The following is a 20,676-nucleotide window of genomic DNA, read 5'->3' as shown; positions in this document are numbered from 1 at the left end:
TATAAGGAACCTGAACTAAGGTTCCTTATATGGATGTCGCACTCACTGTTCCCGGCCTCGGCCCCGTCGAGGTCACCGTCACCGAACGCGGCCAGGGCCACCCGTTCCTGCTGCTGCACGGCGGTGGTGGGCCGCTCACCGTCAACCCCTGGGCCGACCGGCTCGCCGACGCCCGGCACGCGCGTGTGCTCACCCCGGTCCACCCCGGCTTCAACGGCACCCCGCGCCCCGGCGCGCTCGACTCGATCGCCGGGCTCGCCGCGACGTACACCACCCTGCTCGAAGCTCTTGATCTGCAGGACGTCACAGTGATCGGCAACTCGATCGGCGGCTGGATCGCCGCCGAAATGGCGTTGCTGCACTCACCCCGGGTCAGCAGCTACGTGCTGGTCGACGCGGTCGGGATCGAGGTGCCGGGCCACCCGGTCGCCGACTTCTTCTCCCTCACTCCCACCGAGCTCGCCGCGCTCAGTTACCACGACCCGCAGACGTACGGCATCGACCCGGCCCGGCTGCCCCCGCCGGTCCGCGAGGCGATGGCCGGCAACCGCGCCGCCCTCGAGGTGTACGCCGGGCGCGCGATGACCGACCCCACGCTGGCCGGCCGCCTGAGCGGCGTGACGACGCCGACCCTGGTCGTCTGGGGCGAGGCCGACCGGATCGGCGACACCGCGTTCGGCCGGTCCCTCGCCGCCGCCATCCCCGGCGCGCAGTTCACGGTGCTTCCCGAAACCGGCCACCTGCCCCAGATCGAGACTCCCCAAGCACTGATCAAGACCGTTTGGGAGTACGCCGACACGCACGCCACCATGAAGCCTGGCCTCCGCCGCCGGTGACTCAGTCGCGCGCCTCAGTTCAGTGATCGTCATCGGCTCTTCTTTCCCGTCGTCCCGGTCCGCTATCCGCCCTGATCGGGCGCGGCCGGTGTGCGACGCCACCCTCCGGGTACGTCTTCCACAGCCGTACCCGGACGAAGGACATGGACCATGAGCCGACCTGCTGACGCGGACAGGTTCCGCCACACCGCTCTGGTCCTGGACGGCGCCCGCACCGTGGACACCGCGCTGGTCCCCCACCTGCGGCGGCTGCTGCGCGCCGGCGAGCCGGTCTTCATGGTGGTCGGCGACCACACCGCCACCGCCGTACGCCGCTCGCTCGGCGCGGCCGGCGGCGCCCTGGAGTGGGGTGACTCCACCGGCTTCTACCAGCGGCTCGGGTTCGCCTACGAAGGTTTCCGCCGTCATCTGGCCGCCGAGCACGCGAACGGGCGGCACGTCCACGTCATCGCCGAACCCGACCTCACCGGGGGCGCCGGCGACACCACGTCCACGAGCCGCGCCGCCGAATACCTGGCCTACGAGTCGATCTGCAACGACACCTACGCCCCGTACGGAAGCCCGGTGACCTGTGTCTGGGACAGCCGCCGCCACCCACCCGATCTCATCGACGAGGTCCGCGAGGTCCACGGCCACGAACTGACCGAGGACGGGCCGGTTCCGAGCCGGACGTACCGGCCACCCGGTGAATATCTGGCCGGCCGTGACGAAGTGTCCCTGGACGACGTTCCCGGGAACGCTCAGGATCTCCGGCTCGGCGACGCCGCCGAACTGGGCCGGCTCCGCGCCGCCCTGCGCTCGTCGATCAGCCGGGCCCCGTTCACCGGCGAAGCCGCCGACGACATCGTCGTGGCGGCCACCGAGGCCGCCTCCAACGGCTTGGTACACGGCGCCGCCCCCGTCCGCGTCCGGTTCTGGCATCACGGTGACACCTTCGTCGTCCAGGCCGACGACGCCGGCGGGTATCCCTTGCCGCCGGACGCCGGTTACCGGCCGCCCGAACCCGCCGCCGGCCCGGGCGGCCGCGGCCTCTGGCTCGCCCGGCAACTCGCCGACACCGTCAGCACCCACGCCCGGCCAGGATGCACCTCCGTCCGGATGCACTTCCCGCTCGAGATCACCAACCGCAATCCCGCCTGAGATTCTCCAGTCTTTTTGTCAGACCGACCCGTCGGGCGCCGATGGCACCGGGCGTGGATGCTTTACGTGGGCGGCCTCTGTGGCAGTGGTGGCTGGTGAGCGGTGTCGTGGCCGGCGGGGTCTACCTGGCCATGCCGTCGGACGACCCGTGGGCCTGGGCGCTCTACAACGTGTTCGGTTTCGCCTCGGCCGCCGCCATCATGGTCGGGGTCCGCCGCAACCGGCCGCGCCGGCCCGGGCCCTGGTACTGGTTCGCCGGTGCGCTGGCCCTGTGGGCGGTGGGCGATGTCGTCTACGAGTTGCAGTACTTCTCCTGGAACTGGGAGGACTTCCCCGGGCCGGCCGACGTGCCGTACCTGCTGGCTTATCCGATGTTCGCCATCGGAGCGTTCCAGCTCATCAAGGGCCGCATCTCCGGGCGCGACCGTGCCGGTCTGCTCGACGCGGCCATCGTCTCCACCAGCCTGTCGCTGCTGTCCTGGTCGTTTCTCATGCGGCCGATCGCGATCGACGAATCCCTCGGCCTGCTCCAGCGGCTGGCTTCGCTGGCCTACCCCGCCGGCGACCTCCTGCTATTGATCATGGTGGTACGGCTTCTGACCACACCGGGCGCGCGGACCACCAGCTACCGCCTCGTGATCGCCGGGATCGCCGCCGAGCTGGTCAGCGACGTCGGTTACGCCGTCGTCAACCTGTTCACGACCTACAGTGACGGCCTGCTGGACGTCGGCTGGATCGCCATGTATCTGCTGTTCGGCGCCGCGGCCCTGCACCCTTCGATGCGGGCTCTGTCCGAAGTGGCGCCCGACCGCGCGGAACGGATCACCACCGGCCGGCTCACGCTGCTGGCGGCCGCCTCCCTGTTGGCGCCCGCGGTCCTGACCGTGCAGGGCTTCACCGACCCCTCGGGCATCGACTGGCCGGCTATCGCGCTGAGCTCGGTCATCCTGTTCCTGCTCGTGCTGGCCCGGATGGCCGGCCTGGTCGCCCGCGTGCAGGACCAGGCCGCGCAGCTGCGGGCGCTGGCCCACAACGACGCGCTGACCGGGATTCCGAACCGGCGCGCCTGGGACCTGGAGCTCAGCCGGGAGATGGCCAAGGCGACACGTTCGGGCGAGCCGGTGGCGGTGGCCCTGATGGACATCGATCATTTCAAACGGTTCAACGACACTCACGGCCACCCGGCGGGAGATCGCCTGCTCAAGGAGGCCGCGGCGGCCTGGCGCGATCAGCTGCGCGCGGGCGATCTGTTGGCCCGCTACGGCGGTGAGGAGTTCGGCGTCCTGCTGATCGGGCAGTCGCTGGAGACGGCGACCGCCGTCCTCGACCGGATGCGTGAGGCCACCCCGCAGGGGCAGAGCTTCTCGGCCGGTGTCGCGCTCTGGGACGGCCGTGAGATTCCCGAGCAGCTCGTCGCCCGCGCCGACGAGGCCCTGTACGAGGCCAAGCATCAGGGCCGCGACCGGGTCAAGGCCGCCGGCAACGTTCGTGCTCCCGGTTTGCCCCGTCACCCGCACCCAACCGTCCTGGCCCGGGGCGGTCGCGCTGCCGACAGGAGGGGTCAACTCGACGAGAAGTGAAGGACTGATCTGTTCATGCGCAAGGCTGCCGTGCTCGCCCTCGGACTCGCCACCACTCTGCTGACGGCCTCGCCACTGGTGGACTCCCGGGCGACGGCCGCGACGACCACCGCGCCGACCCTCGCCGGGCGGCTCGCCTCGGTCAAGACCGCCAAGCAGATCAACTACTACCCGTCCGCCAACGGCTGGACGCGGATGTGGACGTCGTTCGACGCGGCCACGATCAACGCCGACCTGGCCAAGGCCCGGGCCATGGGCGCCGACAGCGTCCGCGCCATCATCTTCCCCTCGGTGTTCGGCTACCCCACCCCCAAGCCGGAGTACACGAGCAAGCTCGCCCAGTTCGTCACGATGGCCGGCACCAACGGCCTGACCGTCAAGCTGACCCTGTTCGACTGGTGGAACGGCTACACCGACATCGCCGGCAGCAGCGCCTGGGCCAAGGCGATCGTCTCGCCGTACCGCGACGACAAGCGCGTCATCTCGATCGGCCTGCAGAACGAGCTCGACCCGGCCGACCCCGCGGCCGTCGCCTGGGCCAAGAAGCTCGTCCCGGTGCTGCGCGCCGCCGCGCCGGCCGTTCCGGTGACGATCGCCATGAGCGGAGCCGCAGGCTCGGCCGGCATGGCAAAGATCAAGACCGCGCTCGCCGCCACCCCGCTGGACTACTACGACTACCACTTCTACGGCAACTCGGAGAACGCCCTGGCCCTGATCCGGCAGGCGCAGGCCGCCGTCGCGCCGGCCCCGGTGGTGCTGGGCGAGACCGGCGTCAGCACCCAGGCCACCAGCGAAGGCGAGCAGGCGGCCTACCTGGCCCGCGTCTTCCAGGCGGCGGCGGTGGCCGGGGTGCGCTCGGTCGCGCCGTGGACCCTCTACGACTTCCGCTCCGGCGCGATCCCCACCTCGGCCGTCGCGAAGATTCCTTCCCAGTACGCCTTCGGGCTGCACCGCACCGACGGCACCGCGAAGCCGGCGGCCGCGGTGGTGAAGGCGGCGTGGACCGGCACCGCGTACCCGTCGAGCGTGCTCGACCTCGGCTTCGAGAACGCGGCCGGGCAGACCCCGTGGAGCACCTACCTGCCCGAGCTCGGCGCCGCCACCAAGGTTCAGGGTGCCGCCCGGACCGGCAAGTGGTCGGTGCGGCTCACCAACACCGGCAAGAACTCGTCCGGCTCGCCGTCCTACCGCGTCGCCCCAGTCGTCCCGGTGGAGGCGGGCAAGACGTGGCGGGCCGAGGCCTACGCCCGCGGCACCGCGGCCACCGGCGCCACCCAGGTCGCGCTGAGCTGGTTCGACGTCAACGGCCGCTGGCTCGGCGGCGCCTCCTCGGCCACGCTGCCGGCGGGAACCACCGGCTGGACCAAGCTGACCGTCAGCTCGAAGGCCCCCACCGGAGCCGCCGGCCTGCAGGTGCACCTCAAGTCCGGCGACAACAAGGGCACCGTCTGGTTCGACGACGTGACGATGTCCGCCTCCTGACCTGGTCGGTCAGCGAGCCCGGGCGGTCCGGCGCAGAGCCGACGGGGTCTCGCCGGTCGCGGCACGGAAGGCCTTGCCGAAGGCGGAGGCCGATCGGTATCCGACGGCGCCGGCGATGTCGTCGAGCCCGCGTTCGGTGCCGGTGAGCAGGTCGGCGGCGATCGTCATGCGGGTGCGGGTCACGAAATCGGCGACATGCTGGTCGCCGCCGAGAAGTGCCGCACCCGGGGTGGCCCGTGACATGCCGGCCACCCGGGCATCCCGGCGAGGAGACCCTGCGCGCCGCGGACGTGCGCTTCGTGACGGGCGCCCGGGTCACCGAGGTCACCGGCGACGGGGAGAAGGCCCTCGTGCGGTGCGAGGTGGACGGTGTGACCACCGGCGTCGAGGCCGACGCGGTGCTCGTGGCGGCGGGGCGGCGACCCCGTACGAACAAGCTGAACTCGATGCCGCAGGCGTGCGCACCAGCCGCCCGAGCCCTTCAACGAGGTGCTGGCGACGATCGTGCGCTGACCCGGCGAGTGGTCTCAAGCGGTGAGGTCGGCGTGCAGGCGGTCGTACAGGGCGCGGTAGTCGGCTCGGGCCATCAGTGCTCGCTGGTCGCGGGGACGGCCGTACGGCACGCGGACGTCGCTGCGGACGGCGCCGTCGGCGATGGTGATGACCCGGTCGGCGAGGACGAGGGCCTCGGTGAGGTCGTGGGTCACGAACAGGACGGTCTTGCGGTGGGCCTCGTCGTCCCAGATGTCGAGCAGCATGTCGCGCAGGGACGAGCGGGTCAGGGCGTCCAGGGCGGCGAACGGCTCGTCCATCAGCAGCAGTTCGGGGTCGCAGGCCAGGGTCCGGGCCAGCGCCACCCGCTGGCGCATGCCCTGTGACAGCTGGGCCGGATACTTCCCGGCGGCTGAGGACAGGCGTACGAGATCAAGCATGTGAAGTGCCCGCTCCGGCCGGGCCGGCGCCGCGGTGCCCTGCAATTCCAGGCCCAGCTCCACGTTGCGGCGCGCGGTGCGCCAGGGCAGGAGCGCGTCGCGGGCGAACATGTAGCCGACGTCCGCACGCCCGGCACGCGGAGGGCGGCCGAGCACGGTGGCGCTTCCGGCCGAGACCGGAGTGAGGCCGGCGACGACGTTGAGCAGCGTCGACTTACCCGCGCCGCTGGCGCCGACGATGGCGACGAATTGGCCGCCGGGAACATCGAGGGAGAGGTTCTCGAGTACGGGGTCAGGCGGCGACCCGGCGCCGGGGAACCGCACGGAGACCGAGTGAAGACGTACGGGATGCCGGTCTGTGCTTTGTTCTTCCCGCTCCTTGCACATGCCGGTGGGAGCCCGGCCCCGGCGGCGATCGGGCCGCTGCCGCCGGAGCAGGAGGGCTTCGCCCACGCCGACGAGCATGGTGAGGACGGACGTGAAGATCGCGAGGAAGATCAGGAGCGCGTAGACCTGGGCCATCGACAGCGTCGCCGAGTACGTCGTGATCAGCTGGCCCACGCCCGCCCGGGACGCGATGATCTCGGAGCCGACCACGCCGAGCAGCGCGAAGACGATGCCCAGCCGCAGGGCCGTGAAGATGGCCGGTACGGCGACGGGCAGGTACAGCTTGCGGAACAGCTGGAACCGGGACGCTCCCAGCGCGACGCAGACCTTGAGCTGATCCTCGTCGGCGCTGAGCACGCCGATGCGCGCGTTCATCAGGAACACGAAGACGGCGATGCTGAATCCGAGGGCGATCTTGGAGCCTTGCCCGATGCCCAGCGCGACGAAGAAGACCGGGGCCAGGGCGATACGGGGCATGCTGTTCACCGCGTTCAGGTACGGCGCCAGCACGGTCCACGTGCGGGGCGCCATCCCGAGCAGGATCCCGGCCGGGATGCCGACGGCGGCCGACAGCGCGAGGGCCGCGAGGGCCGCGCTCACTGTCGACCACAGGTTCGGCCACAGGACGGCCGAGCTGTGCAACCGGAGCCCGGCGTCCCAGACGGCGTGCGGGCTCGGCAGCAGGACGCGACTCGTGACGTCGAGCTCGTACACGAGCTGCCACAGCCCCACCACGATGAACGGCACCGCGGCCCGCCACAACCACACGCTCAGGTCAAGCCGTCGCGCAGCCGTCGACCACGTGTTCCGAGAAGCCGGGCGGCCTGCCGTCGGTAGCGAATCTCGCCTGATGATTCCAGTTCTCCTCGTCGAGCGGTGGGATGTCCACGACCGGTGACTTGTACTTGTCCCACAGGCTTTTCGCCCGGCCCGGGTCCGATCCGAGGCCGAGCCAGGTGAAGGCCCGCGGTCCCGCCTCCGGCTTCCGTTCGAGCGCCTCGAATCCCTGGTTGAGGGCATGGCAGAACTTCATCACCGTGCCGGGATGACGGTCGGCCCAGTCGCAGTTGGCGACGGCGACCGACTGCCAGAACGCGCCCAGCGGTGTGTTCGAGCCGGTGAGGTCCACCAGTTTGTCGAAGGTGGTGCCACCGGCCGCGAGGTTCATCTCGAGCAGCGAGTACGACATCGCGACGTCCACCTTGCGGGAGGCGAAGAGGGACGCGGCGGCCGCGCCGCCACCGATCGCCACCCACGTGACGTCGGTGTCCGGGTCCAGGCCGGCATCCACCAGCAACGACCGGAGTACGAGTTCCTGCGCGGCGCCGCGAGCGGGGACACCGACCGTCCGGCCGCGCAGCTGGGTGAGGACGCCGGGGAACGGCCGGGTGGTGTCGAGGTGCAGGGCGGGCTGTGCGATCACCCCGTAGCCCGCGCCCTGGGTCGGGCGCAGCACCCGGGCGCAGGCACCGTTCGTGATGGCGTCGTAGAGCTGCGCCGGCCCGAGGTTGGCCACGTCGAAATCCCCGCTGACCAGGCCCTGGAGGAGCACCGTCCCGGACGTCGCCCACGTCGGCGAGAACGTCAGCCCCTCCCCAGCGTAGAAGCCCTCCAGCTCGGCCACGGCGTACCCGGTGGAGCCCTGGTCCCGGACGCCCCCGTAGGAGACGGCGGTGCTCTCGCCGGAACCGCCGCATCCGGCGATCCCGGGCAGGACGGCCAACAAGAGGAGAGCAACGAACCGGCGTACGTACGACACGGTCGCCCTTACGCCCGGCTCGGCAACGCGTCCTGGAGTTCGCGCCGTGAGGTGATCCCCAACTTGACGAAGACCTTGCGCAGATGCCATTCCACGGTGCGGGCGCTGATGCACAGCTCCGCGGCGATGTCGGGGTTGGTGCGACCGTCCCGGGCGAGATGCGCGATGTGCAGCTCCTGAGGAGTCAACTCCCCGCGGTCGCCGGTCGGGGTACGGCGTACGTACTCGCCGATCACGAGAAGCTCCCGGCGCGCTCGCTCGGCGAAGCCGTCGGCCGGCATCGCCACGAACATGTCGTGAGCGGTCCGCAGATGGTCCCGCGCCTCGTCGCGCCGGTCCTCACCGCGGAGCCATTCCCCGTACACCAGATGCGCCCGTGCCAGTTCGGCCCGGACCCCGGCCCGGCCCAATTCGCCGACGGCCTCCCGGAAGAGACGGTCCGCGTCGTCTCCGTCGCTGACCAAGGCTTGCGAGCGCGCCGCGATGCCCCGGCCCCAGCCATGCTCGCCGGGGTTCGCGGTCGACGCGAATTCGGCCCAGGCCGCGACGGCCACCTCGCGGTGCCCGCAGCGGACCGCCGCCTCGATGCGCTCGGGCAGCATCCAGGTGGACATGGGCAGCCCCGGCGCCTTCGGATCGGCGGGACGAGCGGCGGCCATCGCCTCCGGGTACCGCCCCAGACCGTTGTTCAGGATCGCGGTGCACCACCGCGCGTGGTCCACGGCGAGCCCTTCACCCCGGCTGATCGCGTCTTCCGTGCTCGCCGCGAACAGCGCCGACGCGTCCTTCCACTGTCCCCGGTAGCCGGCGAGCAGCATGGCCCCGTACGGCGCGATCCGGGTGCCCGTCGCCTCCTTGACCGCGTCGTGCTCGGCGGTCAGCCGGGCCGCCGCCTCGAAGTCACCGCGCCACGTGGCGATCATGGCCATCCCGTTCAGCGGGCTGGGCAGTACGGCGAGCGCGCCCAGTTCGCGGGCCAGCGCGACCTGCCGGCCGTGCACGGCGCCGCAACTGTCCAGGTCCCAGATCGCCGCCGCCGCCGTCGCGGCCATGCCCGCGTGGTGGAGCCAGTTCTCGTCCGGAAGGTCACTGGCGAGCAGCGCGCCCACTGCCTCGCTCAGCATCGGCTCGGCCGCCGCCCGGCCCTCGGTGACCAGCACGAGCAGCCCTTCCAGCATGCGGCCGAACGGGCGGAGCGGAACGTCCGGCTGGGGACCGGATCGCGCCGCCTTGGACACCTCGAGCAGGTCGCCACCCGGCTCGGCGAGATGGCCCGCGAACATCGCGGCCTCCCAGGCATCGGAGTAGGTCCGGCGGGAAAGCGCGGTGTCCAGCCGTTCCAGGCGCCGGGCCGCCTCGACCAGTTGCAGCGGCGCATCACCGCCGGCGTCGGACGCCGACGCCACCTGACCGCGCAACAACGCGACGCGAGCCCCGGCCAGCTCGTCGGGCACCTCCGACTCGGCCGCCGCCAGCAGGGCCCGCGCGGTGTCGAAGGCGCCGGCGCGCAGGTGCGACCGCGCGGCCGCCAGCCTGCGCTCGAACCGGACGGTGGGCCGCAGGGTCAGATCGGCCGAGCGGTCCAGCAGCGCGGCGGCCGCCGCGAACCCGCCCCGCGCCTGGGCCCGGCCGGCACTGCGCTCGAGCTCGGCGGCGACCTCCTCGTCGGGGCCCGCGCTGGCCTGGGCGCGGTGCCACGCCCGGCGGTCCGGGTGGACGGCGGCGTCGGTGGCCTGGGCCAGCGCCTCGTGGGCGGCCCGGCGCTGCTGCACCGTCGCCGACCGGTAGACGGCGGAGCGGACCAGGGGATGACGGAACCGCACCTCGGCGCCGATCTCGAACAGCCCGTCGGTCACCTCGGGCCAGGCCGCCTCGAACCCGATGCCGAGGCCGGCCGCGGCACGCCAGATGGTCGAGACGTCCCCGGAGCCGTCGCAGGCCGCCAGCAACATGAGCCGCTGCGTCGGTTCGGGCAGCAGGCCCAGCCGTACGGCGTAACGGCTCTCCACGTCCGCCGCGGCTCCGCCCGCGGCCGGCGGACCGAACCCGGCGGCCAGCTCCGCGGCGCTCATGCCCCGTGGCAGCTCCAGCAGGGCGAGGGGGTTGCCGCCCGTCTCGGCCACGAGGCGATCGCACACGCCCGGGTCGAGCCGTCCCGGCACCACTGTGGACAAAAGAGCCCGCGCGTCCTCACCGGAGACGCCGCCCAGGACCATCACCGGCAGGCCGGCCAACCGGCCCAGGTTCGCCTCGGCGTCACGGGCACGGGCGGCGAACACCATGGCCACCGACTCCGCGGCCAGCCTGCGGGCGACGAACCCGAGGATCTCGCTCGAAGCCGCGTCCAGCCATTGCACATCGTCGATCAGGCACATCAGCGGCTTGGCCCCGGCCACCTCGGCCAGCAGGCTCAGGGTGGCCAGGCCGACGAGAAAGCGGTCCGGCGCGGCTCCGCCGGTGAGCCCGAACGCGACGCCCAGCGCCGACTGCTGAGGCTCCGGGAGCGCCTCGAGGTGACCGAGCATGGGTGCGCAGAACTGGTGCAGGCCCGCGTACGGCAGCTCGGCCTCGGACTCCACGCCGGCGATCCGGGCGACGCGAAAATCCGGAACGGCTCGCTGAGCCGCGTACCGCAGAAGCGCTGTCTTCCCCATGCCGGCCTCACCGCGGATGACCAGAGCGGCACTCTGACCGGCTCGCACACTCTCGCGCAGCCGGTCGAGCTCGCGGAACTCCTCGTCCCGGCCGTGGAGCTTGACGGTGTCCCCCAACACCCGGCCAGCATAAAGGCTATTCCGTTCGAGGTGCCGGGTAAGGCCTTGGTCAACACCAGCCCCTTACAGCCCGACCCGTTCAGCGGCACACCTCTCTGGCCGCCGCGTCGTCGCCGGCGACCGGCGGCTATTGGCATGGCCACGTGCGCAGCGTCGCGTCCAGGGAGTCGAGGATCCGGATCCAGGACTGCTCGCTGGCGGGTGTGCTGTGGTCGAAACTGCCGCCCTGCTCCAGGCTCACGAACCCGTGGAAGATGCTGCCGAGAAGGCGTACGGCATGGACCTGGTCCTCGTCGTTCAGGTCGTAGCCGCGCAGGACGGCTCGCGTCATCTCCGAGAGGCGGGGGCCGGCCGTGGTCGCCGCCTCCTCGGGCGTGAAGCGGATCTGGGCGGCGGCGTAGCGGCCGGGGTGGGCGCGGGCGTAGTCGCGGTAGACGTTACCCAGGGCGGCCAGGGCGTCGCGACCGGAGCGGCCGGCGAGGGCGGTGGCGGCGTTGCCGGCCATCTCGGCCAGGGCGAGGGTGCCGATCCGCACCTTGAGGTCGTGGGTGTTCCGCACGTGCGAATAGAGGCTGGCCACCTGCACGCCGAAGTGGCGGGCCAGGGCGGACGCCGTCACCTTCTCGAAGCCGATCTCGTCGGCCAGCTCGGCCCCGGCCTGAGCCAGGCGGTCCGGTGTCAGTCCTGCTCTCGCCACATACACATTATTCCTTTGCCTAAAGGGTTTAGGCAAACGTAACGTGGCCAACATGAAGCCGTTGACCGAGCAGGAGATCCGCGCCGCCTTCGTGAACTGCAGCAAAGGCGAGGCCAAGCGCCTGTACGTGCCCCGTGACCTGGGCGAACAGCCCTGGGAGGATCTCGACTATCTGGGCTGGCGAGATCCGCGCGCCGAGCACCGGGCCTACCTGGCCGTCGGCGACCGGGCCTTCGTCCTGCGGACCCCGAAGGCGGGCGCCGAGCGCATGCGGCGCAGCATGTGCTCGATGTGCACGGTCAGCCCACTGGCCGGCGTCTCGCTGATGGTCGCGCCGCGGGCCGGCGAGGCGGGCAAGCGCGGCGACTCGGTCGGCAGCTACTTCTGCAACGACTTCGGCTGCTCGCTCTACCTCCGCGGCAAGCGTGACCCGGGCCCCGGCGGCCGCCTGCCCGAGACGATCTCGCTGGACGACAAGATCGAGCGCCTGACCACCAACCTCACCGCCTTCCTCACGCGCGTCCTCCCCGGTTAGCTGGTCGTCGTGACCACGGTGACGGCCACTGTGGCGGCGGTCGAGGCGGCGATCGCGGCGGCCGTTCGGGTCACCGCCGTGTTCACGGCCTCGGCGCCCCAGTGGCCCTGCTCGAGCTCCTTGGCCCGCTTGATGACCGGAGACGACCAGGCCAGCTGGGGCCGCAGCATCGGCAGCGCGCCGCTGGAGGAGAGCAGGGCGATGAGAGCGGCCGTACGGGCATCAGGTTGCGCCCCGTCGACCAGGACCCCACGCGGCCACCTTGTCGTACGCGTCCTGGAGCAGCGGATCGCCGAGCGGTCCCTCGCCGGCCGCGTGCACCTTCTTCCCATCGGTCTCGACCCGGCCCATCAGGGCCAGCTCGACCAGCACGGCCCCGCCGAGCGCGTAGGGCAGCGTTCCGGCCGCGGCCGGCGTCCCGGTCTCGTCGTCGAGCAACAGCAGCATCAAATCCTCGACCAGGAGCATCTCTCACAGCCAATCGTGTTCGCGGGCGTAGCGGGCCGCCTCGTGGCGGGTCTTCGTCTGGGTCTTCTGCATGGCGCTGGACAGGTAGTTGCGGACGGTGCCCGGCGCCAGGTGCAGCCGGACGGCGATGTCGGCCACCGAGTAGCCCTCGCCGGTCACCCGCAGCACGTCCAGCTCGCGCTCGGTCAGCGGGCAGTCGTCGATGACGGCCAGGGCCGACACGTCCGGGTCGATCCAGCGCTTGCCCGAGTGCAGGGTGGCGATGACGGCCGCGATGTGCGCCGGCTCGGCCGATTTGCTGACGAAACCCTGAACCCCCAACTTCAAGGCCTTCCGGAGTACGCCCGGACGGGCGTGCCGGGTCAGCATGAGCACCTTCTGCCCGGGCCGGGCCCGGCGGATCTCGGCCACGGCCCCGAGCCCGTCCACGTTCGGCATCTCCAGGTCGATCACGAGAACGTCCGGCTCGTGGCGCATCGTGGCCGCGACGGCCTCCTCGCCGTCGGACGCCTCGGCCAGCACCGTGATGTCGCCCTCGAGCGGCAGCAGGGCGCCCAGCGCCTTGCGCAGCAGCGCTTCGTCGTCGGCCAGCACCACCGATGTCACCGCGCACCCCCGTAGGCCGCCGAGGTGGTGAACTCGCCCGCTTCGGCCTTCACGGTCAGCTCCCCGCCGTCGGTCACGATCCGTTGCCGCAGGGCCGAGAGCCCGCGCAGCTCGAGCGGCCCGTTGCTCGCGGCGCCGTCGTTGACGATCGTGATGCCCTCCCGGGCCAGGGTGATCCGCACCTGCGTGGCCTGCGCGTGCCGCAGGATGTTGGTCGTCGTCTCGCGCAGCACCTGGCCGAGCATCTCGCTCACCCGGGCGTCGGCCTCCGACTCGCGCGTGATGCGCACCCGGATCCCGGCCGCCTCGAACAGGTTCTTCGCGTTCTCGAGCTCCGCCGAGAGATTGAGCCGCCTCTGGGCGTACACCAACTCTTTGGTCTGTTGAATGGTGTCGCCGACCAGGTCGTGAATCTCGCACAGCTCCTGTTCGGCCCGGGCCGGATCGGTGGGCACGAGCTTGCGGGCGAGCGCGGCCTTCAGCTTCACCACGTGCAGCGTGTGCCCCTGAATGTCGTGCAGGTCGCTCGCGAAGCGCACCCGTTCACGGATGACAGCCAGCTCGGCCTCGCGTTCGCGGGACACCTCCAGCTCCTGCACGATGTCGTAGAACCGCTCGCCGGCGAACGAGAGCACCATGACCCCCGCGGTCAGGACGCTCGGGACGAGGACGTACGGGCCGAGCACGTCGCCGTCGTCCACCAGGAACCGGGTGGCGCCGATCCCGGCGACGAAGACCAGAAGGGCGACCGCCGCCGCGTACCGGTGGCGCGGAAGCCGTGGCAGGGCCAGCGAGGCCACGCTGATGACCCCCCAGTACGCGTTGGGGGTGCCGAGCGTCAGGGCGCCGACCGGCCAGACCGCGGCCGCGACGATCAGGCACGGCCAGGCCACCCGGCCGATGTCGTTGGCCGTCCACCGCTCGAACGCCACCAGCGCCGCGATCGCGCCCGGGGCCAGGACGAGCGCGTGCCACCAGGTACGCATGTCGACCGCCACCACGACCACCGCCGCCAGCACGATCGGCGGCATCGCGGTGTACAGGTTGAGACGGCGCAGGCGTCCCTGCGTCGCCTCGGTGATGCGCAGCGATCTTGCCTTCACCCGTCCAGTATTCGACGGGATCGGCCCGGCCAGTAGTGACACCACGTCATATCCCGTTGGTGACACAGCGACACTGAACGGACGGGCGGGATCGCTGTTTCATCGAGTCATGCCCCCAACGCCAGTGATCGAAGTCGACCACCTCAACCTCAAGTACGGCGACTTCCACGCCGTCAAGGACCTCTCGTTCGAGGTTCGGCCCGGTGAGCTGTACGCGCTTCTCGGCACCAACGGCGCCGGGAAGACCTCGACCCTGGAGACCGTCGAGGGACACCGCACCCCGACCTCGGGCACCGTGCGGGTCTTCGGGCACAGCCCTCGCGACCGCGCCGCGGTCCGGCCCCGGATGGGCATCATGTTGCAGGAGAGCGGCTTCTCCCCGGACCTGACCGTCCGCGAGTCGGTCGGGCTGATCGGCCGGCTGACCCGGCGCACCGACGACGTGGACCGGGTCATCGACGTCGTCGAGCTGACCGGCAAGGCCGGCACCCTGGTCGGGCAGCTGTCCGGCGGCGAGAAGCGGCGCCTCGATTTCGCCACGGCCGTCTACGGCACCCCCGAGCTGATCTTCCTGGACGAGCCGACCACCGGCCTGGACATCCAGTCCCGCGACGACCTGTGGAACGCGGTCGACCGGCTGCGCGAGAACGGCTCGACGGTCGTGCTGACCACGCACTACCTGGAGGAGGCGCAGCAGCGGGCCGACCGCATCGGGCTGATGCACCAGGGTGTCTTCCGCCGCGAGGGCACGGTCTCCGAGCTGACCCGCACGCTGCCCGCCGTCATCAAGTTCACCCTGGCCGCCCCGGCGCCGGCCCTGCCACTGCAGGCCACGGCCGGCGCCGACGGGTCGGTGCGGGTGGAGACCTTCAACCTGCAGAAGGACCTGTACGTGCTGCTGGGCTGGGCCCAGGACCACGGCCTGGAACTGGGTGACCTGTCGGCCGGCCCGACCCGGCTCGACGACGTCTTCCGCGCGATCGAATCCTGAAAGGGCTTACCGTGCTCGCCATCGCCCGTACCGAACTGATCCAGATCTTCCGTAACCGGCTGGTGCTGGTCACCAGCTTCATCATCCCGGTCGCGATCAGCGTGTTCTTCATCTACCGGCACGAGGTGTTCGCGGAGCTCGCCACCCTCGGCTACATCGCGGCGATCGTGATGTTCACCGTCGGCGCCTTCGGCCTCTACACCTCGACCGTGACCACGCTCGCGTCCCGCCGGCAGAACCTCTTCCTCAAACGGCTGCGCTCCACCGCGGCCGGCGACGCCGGCATCCTGGCCGGACTGGTCGCGCCGGCCACGATCATCGCCCTCGTCCAGCTGACCGGCATCCTGATCGCCTTCGGCGTCGTCGCCGGCGGCCCCGACAACGTGTTCCTGCTCGCCCTGGCCGTGCTGGCCACGGTGGCCATGATGATCGGCCTGGCCCTGGCCACGGCCGGCGTCACCAACTCGCCGGAGCACGCCCAGGTCACCACCCTGCCGGTCAGCCTCGGCGTCATCGGCGTGGCCAGCTGGGTCGGCATCACCGGCACCGAGAACCTGGAACTGCTCAAGCGCCTCCTGCCCGGCGGCGCCGCCACCGAACTGATGCTCAACGCCTGGAACGGCGGCGTCGCCCTGACCGACTCCCTGCTCCTGCTGGCGCCCACCCTCGCCTGGGTGGTCATCGCCGTCTCCTTCGCCCGCCGCATGTTCCGCTGGGAGCCCCGGCGGTAGAAGGGCACCGCTCAGACGCAGAAGGCCGACGCGTTGTTGTCCAGATCGGCGCGCTGGTACTTGCCGACCCGGTAGTTGTACACCTGGACGTCGTGCAAGCCGGAGTACACGCCACCGGCCCAGACGGCGAGCTCGTATCCCGACCTGCGGTACGGATACGGGAACTCCGACACGAACGCGGCCTTCTTGGTGTTGTTGACGAGCGACGAAGCCCGATCCACGACCGGCGTTCCATCGTCGAAATGGTTGTCACCGAGATCCAGGTCGCAGGTGCCGGCGACGGCGAAGACCCCGCCGGTGAAGTTCTCGCCCTCGAACAGGCAGAGCTGATTGGCCTTGCACCGGGCCACGCCGGCCTGGGCGCTCGTGGGCGCCACCAGCGTCAGCCCGGCCAGGGCGACGGTGAACGCCGCGAGGGAGGCGCCGGCCCGCTTTGCGATCCGCACGTCAGTTCCTTTCTGAGTTCCTTACGTGGTTCGCACGAAGCTAACGGGGCGCTCTTTACCGCTACTTCATCCAAACTGGATCCAGCGCCCTGACGGTCGGGCCGGCCACTCCGCCGATTCGGGTCACGATGCCGGATGCGGCGCGGGTCGCGCCGGCGAGAACCGATGACGGCCTGCGGAGCGCGTCGCCCTGGTGGACTTCGATGTCGCCGCGGCCGGAGACGTCCAGCAAGTGGGCGGCGAGGCAGCCGGCGCTGTTGGCGTTGACGATGTCCTCGTCGACGCCGATCGCGGGCGCGAACATGCGTGCCGCGGCCGTTCCCCCGGCCGGCGACAGCGTGTAGGCGAAACAGCCGAGGTACCCGAGCCGGTGGCACTCGGTGGCCAGCCGATCGAAGTCGGGCCGCAAGGACAGCAGCGTCCGGCGATCTCTGACGGGCACGAGAAGTCGCGGTGTGCCGGGCGAAGCGACCCGCACGCCGGCGGCGACGTCCGCTGCATGGAGGCCGAGGGCAGCGATGATGCCACCGCCGGCGGCGCCGGTGCCGTCCTCCAGGACGATGGTTCCTTGGTCGAACCAGACCTCGACGCCGTCGTGGCGCCGGACGGCGCTTGTGGCGAAAGTGCGGCCGCCGGAGCGCTGGTGCCCGTGGTGCTCGGTGCCGCCGCTGCGGTGCAGCAGGACGGCTTGCGCGGCGACGGTGCCATGGCCGCAGTTCGTGAGCTCACCGGCGCTGGTGAAGAACCGCACGGTGGGCGTGTCCCCGGCGCCGATGAACGCGGTGTGGGAGGTGCCGGCCGTACGGGCGATGGCGTGCCGGTCGTCGTCGGTGAGCGAAGCGTCGTCGATCACGACCGTGGTGGGGCTGCCGCCCTGCCCGTCGCGGGTGCAGGCGTTCACCACGGCCACCGCCATTGCGACACAGTACGTCCCCAGCGCTCCCCGGGCGTCCCGGACGGCGGAGATGCGGTGAGGAGGTCAGAGGTACGTGTGGCTGGCCCAGGCCGCCGCCGGGTGCGTCCCGGAGTAGTAGATGACGATGTTGCGGTCGTCCTGCAGGCGCAGGAGGCCGCCGGCGCTGGCGGAAGTCTGGGTCCAGGCCACCGTGCCGGTCGCCGTGAAGACAGTGAAGCGGCCGTTCGGCTCGGCGACCAGGTAGTTGCCGGGCTGTCCCACGTACCGGTGCTCGCCGTCGCCGCTCTCGGCCAGCAGGGCCGCGACGGCCGACCGCAGACGGACGGTGGTGAGCGCCTCGACCAGGCTGTCCACCTCCGGCGTCCTCGCTTCCCGAAGCGTTCGGAGCTGGTCCTCGCTGTACAACCGGGTCACGAGGGCGGCCAGAAAGCGGCTTTGCGCCTCCTCGGTGCCCAGCGCCGCCCGGGCGGCTTCGAGCGAGGCCGCCACTTCCTCCGCCTCGGTCCGCGGCGCCTGCACGACCGGCGCGGGCGAGACGGCCGGCCGCGCGGCGCCGGGCAGCGGGATCCGGTTCAGCGCCGAGGCCAGGGTCGACACCGCGGCCGGCACGGCCCGCTCGATCAACCACTTCTCCACATGCGGCCGGGCCTGTGTGACGGCGGTGACGGCGGCGAGCATGAGCAGCTCTTTGATCAGATCGCCCGGCCAACCGCCGGCCTTCTCGTCAGGCATGCACTCTCTCCAGCCACCGTTCACCGGACCTGAGCCTAAAATCCGGAAAGATCCTGGTCAAACAACTGGACGGACGGCCGGGCGGTTGATCAGAAAGACGGATACCGGGTAGTTGATCAAGCTCGTACTGTGGGCTCAGTGAAGTGGTCTGGAAGTTCGAAACTCCTGGTTGCGGCCGTGCTGGTGCTTCTCGTCGTGGCGGGGATCGCATTGGTGTTGCGGGACTCGCCAAATGACGAGACCGCCGAGAAAGCCGAAACCGCCGCCGCGCCGGTCGACCCGAAGACGCCCTGGACGGGCACCTGGGCGACGGTCATGCAGGACGGCAAGGGAGCCGGCTTCCAGGCCGAGACGCTCCGGCAGGTGGTCCGCGCGAGCATCGGCGGGGACTCCGTGCGTATCCGGCTCTCCAACGAGTTCAGCAGCGCCCCGCTCACCGTCAGCGCCGTCTACCTGGCCAAGCACCTGACCGCCGGCACTGTCGACCCGGGCACGAACGCGCACGTGACCTTCGGCGGCGCCGACTCGGTGACCGTCAAGGCCAAGGGGACCGTCGTGAGCGACCCGGTGGCGTTCCGGCTGCCGGCCGGCACCGACCTGGCGGTCAGCGCGTACCTCCCGCAGCCCGTCGGATCGGTGACCCAGCACGAATCGGCGAACCGCGACAACTACGTGGCATCGGGCAATCAGAGCACGAAGGCCTCGCTGTCCGGCCTGCGCTCGTTCTACAACTACTCCTTCCTCGCCGGCGTCGACGTCCAGAACCCGAGCGCCGAGGGCGCGGTCGTCGCCCTCGGCGCCTCGATCACCGACGGGTACGACTCGACGTGGAACGAGAACCGCAGCTGGCACAACTTGCTCGCCCGGCGGCTGGGCGACGACGGCCGTACGGTCGGGGTGCTCAATGCCGGCATCAGCGGTAACTCGATGCTGCAGGACGGTGTCGGCCAGAGTGCCCTCAACCGCCTCGAGCGGGACGTGCTCGCTCAGACCGGCGTCAAGTGGGTGATCGTCGCCGATCTCGGGATCAACGACCTCGGCGGCGCCGACGAGTCCGGCGGCGACCGGCTGGTCGCCGGGCTGCGGCAGCTGATCCAGCGCAGCCACACGGCGAAGGTCAAGGTCCTGTGTGCGACCTTGGTGCCGTTCGCGGGTTCGGAGGGCTACAGCAGCACCGGAGAGGCCGGCCGCAAGGTCTTCAACGACTTCGTCCGGTCCGCCGACAGCGGCTGCGACGGTGTCGTGGACTTCGACACGGCCGTCCACGACTCCGCCGACCCGACCCGCTGGAACAGCCGCTTCGACCAGGGCGACCACATGCACCCCAACAACGCCGGCATGGAGGCCCTCGCCGCCGCGGTCGACACCGCGCTCCTCGCCCGGGCCACGGCCAACTCCTGAGGTCAGAGGCCGGTGACCCGCGCGGTTGACTCGCGGGGCACCAGGTGCGGGTGGATGACGTGGCGGGCGACGCGTTCGCCGGTGGTGATGCGCTCGACGAGCATGCGAAAGCCGGAGCGGCCCAGTTCGGCGAAGTCCATCCGGACCGAGGTCAGTGGCGGCGCGAAATGGCGGGCGTCGGGCATGTCGTCCACACCGGCGATCGAGTAGTCGGACGGTGCGACGAGGCCCCGGCCCCTCAGCGCGTTCATGAAGCCCAGCGCCATCTGGTCGTTGCCGCTGAAGACGGCCGAGAAGTCCTTGACGTCGACGCCGGAGCCGGCGTCGTAGCCGGACTGGGCGGACCAGTCTCCGCGCACGACCGGGAGCGGCTCGGCCGCCACCTCGGCCAGGGCGTCCCGATATCCGCGTTCGCGGTCCTGCGCCTCGTTGATCTGTTCCGGGCCGGCGATGTGCAGGATCCGCCGGTGCCCGAGCTCGGTCAGGTGCCGGGTGGCCAGGAGCGCGGCCTCGTAGGAGTCGACAGTCGCCGAGTCCGCGTGGGGCCAGGCGTGCCCGGAGAGGATGACCACCGGCACGGTCTCCCAGACCCGCTGGAGGGTGTCCTCGATGCCCGGGTGGGGTGAGGAGATGAGGATGCCGTCGACGCGGGCCGACAGGAACCGGTCGAGCGCCTCGTGCACCTCGGCCGGATCGAACTCGACCCAGCTCGTGAACAGCGCGTAGCCGGCGTCGTGGGCCGCCTCGTTGAGGCCCTGGAGTATCGACCAGATGCCGTGGACCGACGGGCCGGTGGTCAGGACCCCGACGGTCCGGGTCGCGTTCACCCGCAGGCTCCGCGCCGAGCCGTTGAACTGGTAGTTGAGCTGGGCGATGGCCGCCTCGATGCGCCGGCGGGTCTCGGCGCCGACGTACCCCTTGCCGGTGTAGAAGCGCGAGACGGTCTGTGCCGACACACCGGCCAGCCGGCCGACGTCCACCATCTTGGGCCGCGACTGCGACATGAAGCCCCCTCTTCCGTACGTCGCGCAAGATTCTCTCTCGTTACCGACGTGTTACCTATCGACCCCTGTGCCGGCCCGGAGGTTATCGATAACCTAACCCACAGGTTATCGATAACACATACGAGCGTGCATTCGTCTGGTGAATAGATATGCCGC

General features: G+C 71.0%; 21 protein-coding genes and 1 pseudogene. 9 read left to right on the top strand and 13 right to left on the bottom strand.

Annotated features, from left to right (window positions below):
- Window positions 1-29 precede the first annotated feature (29 nt).
- The 4 genes from CRP55_RS07490 to CRP55_RS07475 all read left to right on the top strand — a co-directional run bounded on the left by CRP55_RS07490 (window position 30) and on the right by CRP55_RS07475 (window position 5,038).
- Entirely contained in the window at window positions 30-836 is an 807-nt protein-coding gene (locus CRP55_RS07490) for an alpha/beta fold hydrolase (RefSeq protein ID WP_097318935.1), read from the top strand.
- A gap of 150 nt (window positions 837-986) precedes the next feature.
- Window positions 987-1,976, top strand: a complete 990-nt coding sequence (locus tag CRP55_RS07485) for a sensor histidine kinase (protein ID WP_097318934.1) — start codon at window positions 987-989, stop codon at window positions 1,974-1,976.
- Window positions 1,977-2,071: 95 nt separating this feature from the next.
- Window positions 2,072-3,556: a GGDEF domain-containing protein gene (locus tag CRP55_RS07480; RefSeq protein ID WP_179855057.1), complete on the top strand. Its 1,485-nt coding sequence runs from the start codon at window positions 2,072-2,074 to the stop codon at window positions 3,554-3,556.
- A 15-nt stretch (window positions 3,557-3,571) separates the two neighbouring features.
- Complete coding sequence (locus CRP55_RS07475) at window positions 3,572-5,038, top strand: cellulase family glycosylhydrolase (protein WP_097318932.1); 1,467 nt, start codon at window positions 3,572-3,574, stop codon at window positions 5,036-5,038.
- Window positions 5,039-5,047: 9 nt separating this feature from the next.
- Here the strand turns inward: CRP55_RS07475 and CRP55_RS07470 are convergent, their stop codons facing one another.
- Window positions 5,048-5,290, bottom strand: a complete 243-nt coding sequence (locus tag CRP55_RS07470; RefSeq protein WP_342751527.1) for a helix-turn-helix domain-containing protein — start codon at window positions 5,288-5,290, stop codon at window positions 5,048-5,050.
- Here CRP55_RS07470 and CRP55_RS56170 point away from each other — a divergent pair.
- Window positions 5,254-5,487, top strand: a pseudogene (locus CRP55_RS56170) (FAD-dependent oxidoreductase); the annotation flags it as partial. The gene CRP55_RS07470 and the pseudogene CRP55_RS56170 sit on opposite strands and share 37 nt — an antisense overlap.
- A gap of 78 nt (window positions 5,488-5,565) precedes the next feature.
- Here the strand turns inward: CRP55_RS56170 and CRP55_RS07465 are convergent.
- The 4 genes from CRP55_RS07465 to CRP55_RS07450 all read right to left on the bottom strand — a co-directional run bounded on the left by CRP55_RS07465 (window position 5,566) and on the right by CRP55_RS07450 (window position 11,587).
- Window positions 5,566-7,104 carry an ATP-binding cassette domain-containing protein gene (locus tag CRP55_RS07465; protein ID WP_179855056.1) on the bottom strand — a complete coding sequence of 513 codons (1,539 nt, stop codon included), beginning with the start codon at window positions 7,102-7,104 and terminating at the stop codon, window positions 5,566-5,568.
- A gap of 28 nt (window positions 7,105-7,132) precedes the next feature.
- A complete protein-coding gene (locus tag CRP55_RS07460) occupies window positions 7,133-8,116 on the bottom strand; it encodes an ABC transporter substrate-binding protein (protein ID WP_179855055.1) in 984 nt (327 codons plus the stop codon).
- A gap of 8 nt (window positions 8,117-8,124) precedes the next feature.
- The gene (locus CRP55_RS07455; protein WP_097318928.1) at window positions 8,125-10,890 is read right to left on the bottom strand and encodes a helix-turn-helix transcriptional regulator; all 2,766 of its coding nucleotides are present in this window, start codon (window positions 10,888-10,890) and stop codon (window positions 8,125-8,127) included.
- Window positions 10,891-11,017: 127 nt separating this feature from the next.
- On the bottom strand, window positions 11,018-11,587 hold the full coding sequence (locus CRP55_RS07450) for a TetR/AcrR family transcriptional regulator (RefSeq protein ID WP_097319224.1): 570 nt from the start codon (window positions 11,585-11,587) through the stop codon (window positions 11,018-11,020).
- A gap of 52 nt (window positions 11,588-11,639) precedes the next feature.
- On the opposite strand from CRP55_RS07450, the gene CRP55_RS07445 reads away from it, so the two are divergent.
- On the top strand, window positions 11,640-12,122 hold the full coding sequence (locus CRP55_RS07445; protein ID WP_097319223.1) for an FBP domain-containing protein: 483 nt from the start codon (window positions 11,640-11,642) through the stop codon (window positions 12,120-12,122).
- Here CRP55_RS07445 and CRP55_RS07440 read toward each other — a convergent pair.
- The 4 genes from CRP55_RS07440 to CRP55_RS07430 are packed head-to-tail and all read right to left on the bottom strand — an operon-like array spanning window position 12,119 to window position 14,299.
- Complete coding sequence (locus CRP55_RS07440; RefSeq protein WP_218854162.1) at window positions 12,119-12,454, bottom strand: GPP34 family phosphoprotein; 336 nt, start codon at window positions 12,452-12,454, stop codon at window positions 12,119-12,121. The genes CRP55_RS07445 and CRP55_RS07440 overlap by 4 nt on opposite strands.
- Window positions 12,345-12,590, bottom strand: a complete 246-nt coding sequence (locus CRP55_RS53845) for a GPP34 family phosphoprotein (RefSeq protein WP_218854160.1) — start codon at window positions 12,588-12,590, stop codon at window positions 12,345-12,347. Before CRP55_RS53845 ends, CRP55_RS07440 begins: the two co-directional genes overlap by 110 nt.
- 3 nt (window positions 12,591-12,593) lie before the next feature.
- Complete coding sequence (locus tag CRP55_RS07435; RefSeq protein WP_097318927.1) at window positions 12,594-13,196, bottom strand: response regulator transcription factor; 603 nt, start codon at window positions 13,194-13,196, stop codon at window positions 12,594-12,596.
- Window positions 13,193-14,299, bottom strand: a complete 1,107-nt coding sequence (locus CRP55_RS07430; protein WP_218854157.1) for a sensor histidine kinase — start codon at window positions 14,297-14,299, stop codon at window positions 13,193-13,195. The genes CRP55_RS07435 and CRP55_RS07430 overlap by 4 nt, the downstream gene beginning before the upstream one ends.
- Before the next feature lie 109 nt (window positions 14,300-14,408).
- Here CRP55_RS07430 and CRP55_RS07425 point away from each other — a divergent pair, with 109 nt between their 5' ends.
- Both CRP55_RS07425 and CRP55_RS07420 read left to right on the top strand, forming a co-directional pair.
- On the top strand, window positions 14,409-15,290 hold the full coding sequence (locus CRP55_RS07425; RefSeq protein ID WP_097318926.1) for an ABC transporter ATP-binding protein: 882 nt from the start codon (window positions 14,409-14,411) through the stop codon (window positions 15,288-15,290).
- A gap of 11 nt (window positions 15,291-15,301) precedes the next feature.
- The gene (locus CRP55_RS07420; RefSeq protein WP_097318925.1) at window positions 15,302-16,021 is read left to right on the top strand and encodes an ABC transporter permease; all 720 of its coding nucleotides are present in this window, start codon (window positions 15,302-15,304) and stop codon (window positions 16,019-16,021) included.
- 11 nt (window positions 16,022-16,032) lie between these two features.
- Here the strand turns inward: CRP55_RS07420 and CRP55_RS07415 are convergent, their stop codons facing one another.
- From CRP55_RS07415 to CRP55_RS07405, 3 genes are all read right to left on the bottom strand, one after another.
- The gene (locus CRP55_RS07415; RefSeq protein WP_097318924.1) at window positions 16,033-16,467 is read right to left on the bottom strand and encodes a peptidase inhibitor family I36 protein; all 435 of its coding nucleotides are present in this window, start codon (window positions 16,465-16,467) and stop codon (window positions 16,033-16,035) included.
- A 61-nt stretch (window positions 16,468-16,528) separates the two neighbouring features.
- Window positions 16,529-17,383 carry a PhzF family phenazine biosynthesis protein gene (locus CRP55_RS07410; RefSeq protein WP_097318923.1) on the bottom strand — a complete coding sequence of 285 codons (855 nt, stop codon included), beginning with the start codon at window positions 17,381-17,383 and terminating at the stop codon, window positions 16,529-16,531.
- A 63-nt stretch (window positions 17,384-17,446) separates the two neighbouring features.
- Window positions 17,447-18,115: a hypothetical protein gene (locus tag CRP55_RS07405; RefSeq protein ID WP_097318922.1), complete on the bottom strand. Its 669-nt coding sequence runs from the start codon at window positions 18,113-18,115 to the stop codon at window positions 17,447-17,449.
- A gap of 138 nt (window positions 18,116-18,253) precedes the next feature.
- On the opposite strand from CRP55_RS07405, the gene CRP55_RS07400 reads away from it, so the two are divergent.
- The gene (locus tag CRP55_RS07400) at window positions 18,254-19,516 is read left to right on the top strand and encodes a GDSL-type esterase/lipase family protein (RefSeq protein ID WP_143234446.1); all 1,263 of its coding nucleotides are present in this window, start codon (window positions 18,254-18,256) and stop codon (window positions 19,514-19,516) included.
- Between the two features lie 2 nt (window positions 19,517-19,518).
- Here CRP55_RS07400 and CRP55_RS07395 read toward each other — a convergent pair whose 3' ends face one another.
- On the bottom strand, window positions 19,519-20,520 hold the full coding sequence (locus tag CRP55_RS07395) for a LacI family DNA-binding transcriptional regulator (protein WP_097318920.1): 1,002 nt from the start codon (window positions 20,518-20,520) through the stop codon (window positions 19,519-19,521).
- Window positions 20,521-20,676 lie beyond the last annotated feature (156 nt).

The sequence above is a fragment of the Paractinoplanes atraurantiacus genome, assembly GCF_900215205.1.
GTDB classification, from domain to species: domain Bacteria; phylum Actinomycetota; class Actinomycetes; order Mycobacteriales; family Micromonosporaceae; genus Actinoplanes; species Actinoplanes atraurantiacus.
Note: the sequence above shows the minus strand (reverse complement) of the source record. Positions and strands in the feature narration are given on the sequence as shown.